Raw genomic sequence first — 7816 nt, 5'->3', positions numbered from 1 at the left:
GCGATGTTCTTATCAATGAAGTGCCCTTGCTTTTCCGTAAGGATATCTACGCCCTGGCTTGTATAGCAGGGGGCTTTGTCTATTTTGTCTGCTACGAGCTTAGCCTCCCGGCCCCTCTTACCGAGCTGGCTGCTGCCCTAACCGTAATTGCTATCCGCATAGCGGCCGTGAAGTTTCACATACAACTGCCTATATTAGATTTAGACAGTACAAAGCAAAAAGACTAGGTAAACCATTTCTTGTGTTAGATGAAGTGAGTCTTTCTTCTTGCTATATTGGGATAACGATACTGCGGTGTGGTGATGGAGAATATTCAGGTGATAAACAAGGCCTCCAGTGGATGTGCCTTGGTGAATCACTGGACAATCTAGACTATGAGTATTACCTGCTCCTCCTCTTTGCCAGCCTCTTTAGAGGTAGGGCAACATACTTTGATTGTTCTGCTTTTACCCGACTTGATTTCTCTGATGCGCCTTTATGCCCCAGTCAAAGCCTATCTTATCTAACAGAGAGAGGCGCTCAGGGGGAAGAGCCTCCTTTTCAAAACGCATCCTGCTGACCCACTTTGCTAGTTTTGGATCTGAAGACCAACCAGTCTTTACGCGCGTATGCCCATGTTCCTGCTTAAAGGCTTCCAGGCGCTTGTACATATCCTTCCAGGGTATGATAGTTTTGCGGCGCAAGGTCCAATCAAAGTCTATTTTATTCAAAAGGTCAATCTTGCTGGGTGATAAATCTTGTTTGTTCGCTTTAATTCTATAAACCCACGCAGCAAGTTGCGGATTAGGTTTCCAGTTATAGGGCACTTGTGTATGGCCAAATTGGACTTTATAATTTGTTAATGTCTCATACATCTTCATCCAATATCCTTCATGAACGCTCCATGGGAAGTTGATCCTGTTTAGCTTATCTACTCTTTCGCTGGACAGACGGTCTTGATAAAACAGTTGGCGTTGCAAGCTTGTCCACCGTTGAAGGGCGGAATCTATTTTTGTGGATACTTGGCAAGAGCTGTACCTTTGCTTATATGACCGCAACTTCTCAAAGTTCGCATCCCACCGAGAGTCATAAATAGACCTTATTTGCTGTTTGGTCTCTCCGCTCCAAACGAAGTTCAAATGGTTTAGTCTTTTCTTTTTAGCTGATTCTAGCCTACCTAAAACGTCCAGACGCCGTTGAGTAGAGACCCAGATGCCAAGTGATTTATCTTCCTTATAGTTCAGAGGAACAAGACAATGGCCATGTACTTTTCTGTACTCACTCAGCTGTTCATATTTCTTGTCCCAGAGCTTCTTTTTAATACCCTCATGGCTCCAAGTAAAATTAAGCTCATTTAATCTCCTTTCGCGACTCGGGGATAGTGAGTTGTTTTTCTTAGCTAGTCTTTGTCGCTCCATCCAGCTTACCAGTTTCTGGTGCTTGCACGGAACCTTGCAGTGTCCATTAGTAAGATAGAACTTCTTCAACTTTAGGAAAAATGATTCCCACTGTGATTTATAAACCTCTTTAACGGTCCAGATAAATCCTAAATCATTCAGCATGCGGAAGCGATCCTCTCGTAACATCTGCTTCGCATGCCTGTTACGCTGAACTGTTACCCAATTGGCCAGTTGTTTATCCTTTACCCACCTTTGAGGCACTTTGCAGTGCCCAAAGGTGCGGTAAAAGTCTTTCAACCTCGTATACATTTGTTCCCATCGATGCTCTCTACTAACTGGCAAGTTCCAGTCAACACCAAGCAGGTCCAATCTTTGAAACTGGTCCTCTGTTAAGAGCCGCTTGCCAATTACCTGTCTTATCAACCAGTCTTGCAGGTCTTCATACTTTTCGTCTTGAGGCAAGCAGATATGCCCCTTGTCCTGCGAATAGTTGGCCAACCGACTGTACATAGTCTCCCAAGGGCTTACTTCCTCTCTAAAGTAAGTGCTTAATGTTGTTAATTGATCCTGTAACCCTTCGGGGAGCATGTGCTTGATTCTCTTTTGAATGCCTGCCCACTGCGCTAGCTCGTTGTCAAGGCTACAGGGAGAATAGGTCTTGTCTTTACTCAAAGATTCTATTCTGTAATAGTTGTGGTACCACTTTTTAAGAAACTCGGTGCTATATAAATGTGTCCCAAAAGCTGTCATCTTGTCGCTAATCTCTTTTTTTGTTTATGGGGATAATAAGAAAGCTTTTTGCTAACTCTGCTGTAGTAGTAGAGGAAGGGATTAAGATTTACTTAGTGTAGGTCAATAAAGTCCTATAAGTTGGTGCCGTTATTGAATTCTTACGCTTGTAGTACCGCCACCCGCTAGGGAAAGGTTAACAGGCATGTTCGTTTGCCAGGCACCGGCTGTAAAGTCAGGTACATCGATGGAGTTAGAGCGGTTTGCCACCGACCATTCACTTAGTAGTCCTACCGAAGTCCAGGATGCCGCATCATAAACGTCTTGGTCCAGCGGGAGACCGTTCCTCAGGCAATCGATCAGACGCCAGTCCATCATAAAGTCCATGCCGCCGTGGCCACCGATCTGCTTGGCCATTTCACCGATTTTCTTTACGATTTGAGGAGTATATTGCTCCTCCAACGCCTTCATAGCCTCCTTGGACAACCAACTGTGGCCAGTGGCAATTTTCTGTTCCGGCCATTTGCGGGCAATTCCTTTGGTTCCGCTTATCAAGTGAATTCTGGAATATGGGCGCGGAGAGGTTACATCGTGCTGAATCATGATGGTGCGACCCTTTTTGGTGCGGATAGTGGTGGTGTTCATGTTGCCACGGTAGGTGTCCTGCACAAACTGCTTGTAGAAAGGATCTCCTTCAGTACGTTTCTGTGCCTCTTTGAACATCATAAAGTCATCGCTTTGCACCGCTGTCAAGTAATCCATCACATCGCCTCGGTTTATATTCATCACCTGGCAAATAGGGCCTAGGCCATGGGTAGGATAAAGATTGCCATTGCGGGTCATGTTCTGTTTCAGACGCCACATATCTTGATATCCATTTTTGTCAAAATTCAGGTCTACCAGTTGGTGAATGTAGGCTCCTTCTCCGTGTATAATCTCCCCGAAATAACCTTGGCGCGCCATGTTTAACGTAAGGATTTCAAAAAAGTCATAGCAACAATTTTCTAGCATCATGCAGTGTCTCTGGGTGCGCTCCGATGTCTCCACTAACTGCCAGCACTCTTCTAGGCTAGTGGCAGCGGGCACCTCTGTAGCTGCATGCTTTCCATGCTCCATTGCGTAAACGGATTGTGGTGTGTGCAGGTGCCACGGCGTGGTGATATAAATTAGATCAATGTCATCTCTTTCACACATCATCTTCCATGAGTCTTCCTTACCGGAATACAGGGTAGGGTTATGAGCTGAACCAGTTCGCTCCTGTAGCTGTTTCTTTACTTTCTCTGCCCGCTCCGGAATCAAATCACAGAGCGCCTTTATCTCTACTCCCTCAATATTGCTCATGCGGTAAACAGCACCCGGACCGCGCATGCCTAAGCCAACAAACCCAATGCGAACTTTATTAAGCTTTGGGGCACTATAGCCGCTCATGTTGAAACGTTGCGTATACTTTCGTTTCGCCTGCTTTTCAACCTGAGCCAGCTTAGACTGCTGCTTCTCAGCTGTGGCACAGCCTCCAAGCAGGCTTGTGCTGGCTATACTTATACCGGCCAGACTGGAAAGTTTCAGGAATTCTCTGCGATTACTGCTCATGGTTTATTTGGTTAAATTTTTTAAGCTCATGTTCTTACAGATCAAATAATAGATGAATGTATCCTATCCTCTAACTTTTACTGGTGCAGAAGAGGTTGTGCAGGTAGCAGGGCTCCTATAAATGCTATTTGCCCAAAGTACTCTGGCCGGTGAAAGTCCGGTTCGGGTGCCTCTATGGGATGCCAAGCTAAGTAATGGGGCTCAGGGAGGTCATCTCCGCACTTGTAGAAGTTGACTCTGCCATTCTGACCTTCAAAAGTCTTCAGCTTGTGCTCTGAAAACACCGAGGCAGGTATAATCAGTGTAAGCTCCCAAACCATGAAGCTTTGGCCCTTGTTTGCTACTTTCAAGTCTGCATGATGCCTAATTACAGATACAGTCTCTGTTGGTAAGAGCTTTCTGTTGTTCTTGCCCTTGCCGTATCCGACTAGGCAGGTGCCTAAGCAGTTTGCCTCTATATTATAATAGGCGCTGTCTTCCCCATAAGCGATAAAGAATTCCACACAACTGTCTTTGTAAACGGGGTCATTAATGTTTCTATACCGGGCTAGCAAAGTCTTCTCCCGCACGCGGTACTTCAGGAATAGACACCCATCGTTATGGGCGAGCGTGAAATAAACCTCTGGCTTCCCCTCCTCGGCAGACCAGGGGCACGAAGCTATGCCTTGCCTTGGAAGCGCATCGAGCTTGGCGGTGACTAGTGAAATCGGGCTATCCTGCCATAGGTCAGGCGTTTGTGGAACAATGAGTTGCTTCATCTTTATACTTGATGATCTTCCAACGGTGTCTTATAGGAGGCAGTAGCTCTCTCTATAGTACTTTGTAGCAGCTCTCTGTTCTCTTCTAACACCTGCACTAGCCTGAACTGTGCTCGTGCTCGTTGCAGGTTGTGCTCCGGGAATTGAGTTTTATAGTAGTTGTCCCCGTCAATGTAGTCGGTCAGAAAGCGTAGGCCCATGATAAAAGGAAGCAGCGTTACGCCAAGCGAGAGGGACGCTATCTCCTCATCTGTAAGAATAGAGCTTGTTTCCAGAAGGAAACCCTCAGTGAAAGCATTGAAGAACTCGAAATTAATGCCGATTTTATCTAACTCCCTCTCGTCCTCGGCAGCTTTGTTTACAGTGGTCCGGATGGCATCACCAAAATCATAAGCCACATAACCTGGCATCACAGTGTCTAAGTCTATTACACACTGTGCTTTGTCAAACCTATCGAGCAGCACATTATTAAACTTAGTGTCATTATGCGTTACACGCAGGGGAAGCCTTCCTTCCCGTCCCATCCTGCATATAGTACTCATCTCTTCGGCCCGCTGCTGCGCAAAAGCAATTTCCTCTCTTGCCTGCTCCGCTCTTCCTAATGGATTCTTTTGCATTGCCTCCTTAAAAAGCCGAAGTCTGTTCTCTATGTTATGAAAGTCAGGGATAGATTCATGCAACTTATCAATGTCCAAGTCCGACAGCAGTGCCAGAAATCTGCCGAAAGCTTTGCCTCCCTCATAAGCCTGCTGTGGGGAACCCACAAGATCGTAGCTACGTGTGCCTTCCAGTAAGAAGTATACTCTCCAGTAGTTGCCGTTGATATCGCAGTAGAAACTTTGCTTGCCATATGTTGGCACCAGCGTAAGGACCTCCTTCTCAGGGCTGGCTCCAGGTATTTTAGCCAATTTTTTGCGAAGGTGCTGCGTTACTTGCTCAATGTTCTCCATTAACAGGGGGACATTTCTAAACACGTTGTGGTTAATACGCTGTAACAAGTAGTTTGGGCAGGCTGCCTTACTGTTCTTCACGAAGTAGGTGTCGTGAATGTGACCAGAGCCATAGGAGCTAATCCCGGCTATGCTTCCTTCCAGTGTAAAATGAGAGAGTACCTCCCTTATGTGTTGTTCGGCTATAGGGTTATCTTTCATCTTGCATAGGATATGTTTTTTTTCCATAGATTCTGGGGATATATGTTAGCGTGAACCAGGGCATTAATCTGTTTCATGGTGTTGGCTTTGTCTTCGGGGTAGGTAACGCCAAACCATTTCTCGGGCGTAGGTATAACTTTGACCCGTGCCGCCCCTGTTGTTAGCATCTCGTTCACTACAGAGGGTAAGTAAAATTCAGTCTTCTGATCCTGGCCCTTTTTGTCTAGAAACTCCTTTAGGTAACTATCAAAGTACGGGAAAACAGTAGGCTTGAACGCCATTAGGTTCATAGAAACAATCTCATCGCCCTGTAATTCTCCATACTGCGCATTTTCGTCCTGCACCAGGATGCGGTCTTCATCCCTTCGCACAATCTTCGTCAACTCTGTAAGCGAGGAGAGGGCCTGATCAGGGCCAAAGGCACAGATGCCACGCGATACGCTGCCATGTTCGGAGAGAGTGTTGGCCAGTCTAAAACCAATCAGACCATACTCCCTGTCGTCACTACTGCTCTTTAAAAAATCAGCGGCCAATCTGAAAGACTTGTACCCATAGAAGTCATCAGCGTTTATAACTGCAAATGGTTCCTGTATTTTAGCGGAGGCCAACCACACGGCGTGCCCGGTTCCCCAAGGTTTTGTACGGCCTGGCGCAATACCATAGCCTGCCGGTAACATATCCAGTTCCTGCGTTATGTATTCGGCTGCTATCTGCTCGGGTAGTCTGTTCTCCATTACCGATTTGAACTCATCCTCTATAGACTTTCGAACGACGAACACAACTTTCCCGAACCCTGCCCTTACAGCATCATAAATAGAGTAGTCAATAATGGTTTCTCCATTAGGGCCGAAGGCATCCAATTGTTTCAGACTGCCATACCGGCTAGCCATGCCCGCCGCCAAAATCAATAAAGTTGGGCTATTGTTCATGTTATGAAGAATTTAGTATGTTAATCAGTGGGTTGATTCCCTCTGAAAGAACGGAAAAGCTGCTTAAGGGCAGGTTTAAATTGTCTTGTACTCTATATAGAACGCGTCGTCTAGCATAGGAGCAGACAAAGCGCAGGCATTTATTGGGGCTACGTACTCTTGTGTCATACATCGCTCGGTAGAAGCTAACCAGGGCTGCTTGCCTGGTATAACGAAGAGAACAGTGTTTAAAAGTAAGTAGCAACTTAATGTAAAACAAGAAAAAAGTGCATAATGTTTACGAGCACGCAGCTAAATAAATAGGTAATACACCATACTATATGGAGGAGTGCTTTCAATGAACTGCATGGGTGTTAACAAAAGGAAGAAGTTAGTGAGAAGAGCTAAGACAATGACCTTGTGCAAATATTCCTCGGCTGCCTACAGAGTCGCAAAAAAATGTAAGAGAATGACTACAGGAGACACTTGTTTATGGCTCCCCACTAGTCGAGACTCTAAAGTTCTCTGGCAGGACCCTGTTTGCCTGAAATGCTGCTTTCCCTGGAGCAGAGTAAATTTGGCATTAATAAAGTAGCTTGTAGAGCTCTAATAGCAGATCGGAAGAAAGCAAGGCTACAGGTATCCTACCGTTGTGTAGACTTTGCCCGAGAGTTGGTGGCAGTGCCTGTACCTGCGTGGTCCTGTTGCCATGTACTGTCTATAAAATACTGTAAGACAGTATATAGATCATCTTATTAGTTTCTTTTTGGTGTGATGAATGGCTTGCCTGGCCTTGCCTTGCAGGAGGTATAGTGACTCTTAAAGTACGTTTAAGTGCTCAATAGTGAGCGGTAGAAAGGCGTAGCGGTAATCAACGGACTTATTAAAAATGAAGTTTGCGTGCTCGTGCACATGCTGGACGGCTGATATTACCACGGTTTGCAGAATATCTTAGGTTTAATAGTTAGTTAAGCTGTAATAGTCAGGATGTAAGCTGATATTCTCTGGCATTGAACAGTAACTTATCTGACATTCCCCACTTAACATTTTTCTTTCGTAATCCCCTCTCACTAGCTATGGAGGGGTTGCGAAAGAAAAATCAACCTGTAAGCCTTCTGCTACAAAAATTAGCAGTAGTGTCAGGTCAAGTAGTGGCAATTACAGTTAAGCGGAATGAGTACCTCCGTAAAAGAGGGGACTTTTATTTGTCTTTCACACACCTGAACCCGACATGCTCCATGCTACTGTCCTCGGTACTCTTCATGCGTGCCGATGCCCTGAAGCCGGAGCAGTAACTGTCG

General features: G+C 45.6%; 6 protein-coding genes. 1 reads left to right on the top strand and 5 read right to left on the bottom strand.

Annotation, left to right across the window (positions count from 1 at the left end; genetic code table 11):
* Positions 1-227, top strand: a 227-nt coding sequence (locus CHB92_RS25150; RefSeq protein ID WP_179223166.1) for a trimeric intracellular cation channel family protein, incomplete at its 5' end; no start/stop codon positions are given.
* 219 nt (positions 228-446) lie between these two features.
* On the opposite strand, the gene CHB92_RS25145 is transcribed toward CHB92_RS25150, so the two are convergent.
* The 5 genes from CHB92_RS25145 to CHB92_RS25125 form a co-directional block, all read right to left on the bottom strand.
* The gene (locus CHB92_RS25145; protein ID WP_179223165.1) at positions 447-2051 is read right to left on the bottom strand and encodes a helicase associated domain-containing protein; all 1605 of its coding nucleotides are present in this window, start codon (positions 2049-2051) and stop codon (positions 447-449) included.
* Between the two features lie 207 nt (positions 2052-2258).
* Complete coding sequence (locus CHB92_RS25140; protein ID WP_089321997.1) at positions 2259-3698, bottom strand: Gfo/Idh/MocA family protein; 1440 nt, start codon at positions 3696-3698, stop codon at positions 2259-2261.
* Between the two features lie 77 nt (positions 3699-3775).
* Positions 3776-4456, bottom strand: a complete 681-nt coding sequence (locus CHB92_RS25135) for a carbohydrate-binding family 9-like protein (RefSeq protein ID WP_089321996.1) — start codon at positions 4454-4456, stop codon at positions 3776-3778.
* 2 nt (positions 4457-4458) lie between these two features.
* A complete protein-coding gene (locus CHB92_RS25130) occupies positions 4459-5607 on the bottom strand; it encodes a phosphotransferase enzyme family protein (RefSeq protein ID WP_089321995.1) in 1149 nt (382 codons plus the stop codon).
* Positions 5604-6536, bottom strand: a complete 933-nt coding sequence (locus CHB92_RS25125) for a nucleotidyltransferase family protein (RefSeq protein WP_089321994.1) — start codon at positions 6534-6536, stop codon at positions 5604-5606. Before CHB92_RS25125 ends, CHB92_RS25130 begins: the two co-directional genes overlap by 4 nt.
* Positions 6537-7816: the final 1280 nt, after the last annotated feature.

The sequence above is a fragment of the Pontibacter ummariensis genome (genome assembly GCF_900188175.1).
GTDB classification, from domain to species: Bacteria; Bacteroidota; Bacteroidia; order Cytophagales; family Hymenobacteraceae; genus Pontibacter; species Pontibacter ummariensis.
Note: the sequence above shows the minus strand (reverse complement) of the source record. Positions and strands in the feature narration are given on the sequence as shown.

Bases quoted from the DNA above. Each gene is read 5' to 3' on its own strand.
- CHB92_RS25140 (WP_089321997.1), bottom strand. From the start codon at position 3,698: ATGAGCAGTAATCGCAGAGAATTCCTGAAACTTTCCAGTCTGGCCGGT.
- CHB92_RS25125 (WP_089321994.1), bottom strand. From the start codon at position 6,536: ATGAACAATAGCCCAACTTTATTGATTTTGGCGGCGGGCATGGCTAGC.
- CHB92_RS25135 (WP_089321996.1), bottom strand. From the start codon at position 4,456: ATGAAGCAACTCATTGTTCCACAAACGCCTGACCTATGGCAGGATAGC.
- CHB92_RS25130 (WP_089321995.1), bottom strand. From the start codon at position 5,607: ATGAAAGATAACCCTATAGCCGAACAACACATAAGGGAGGTACTCTCT.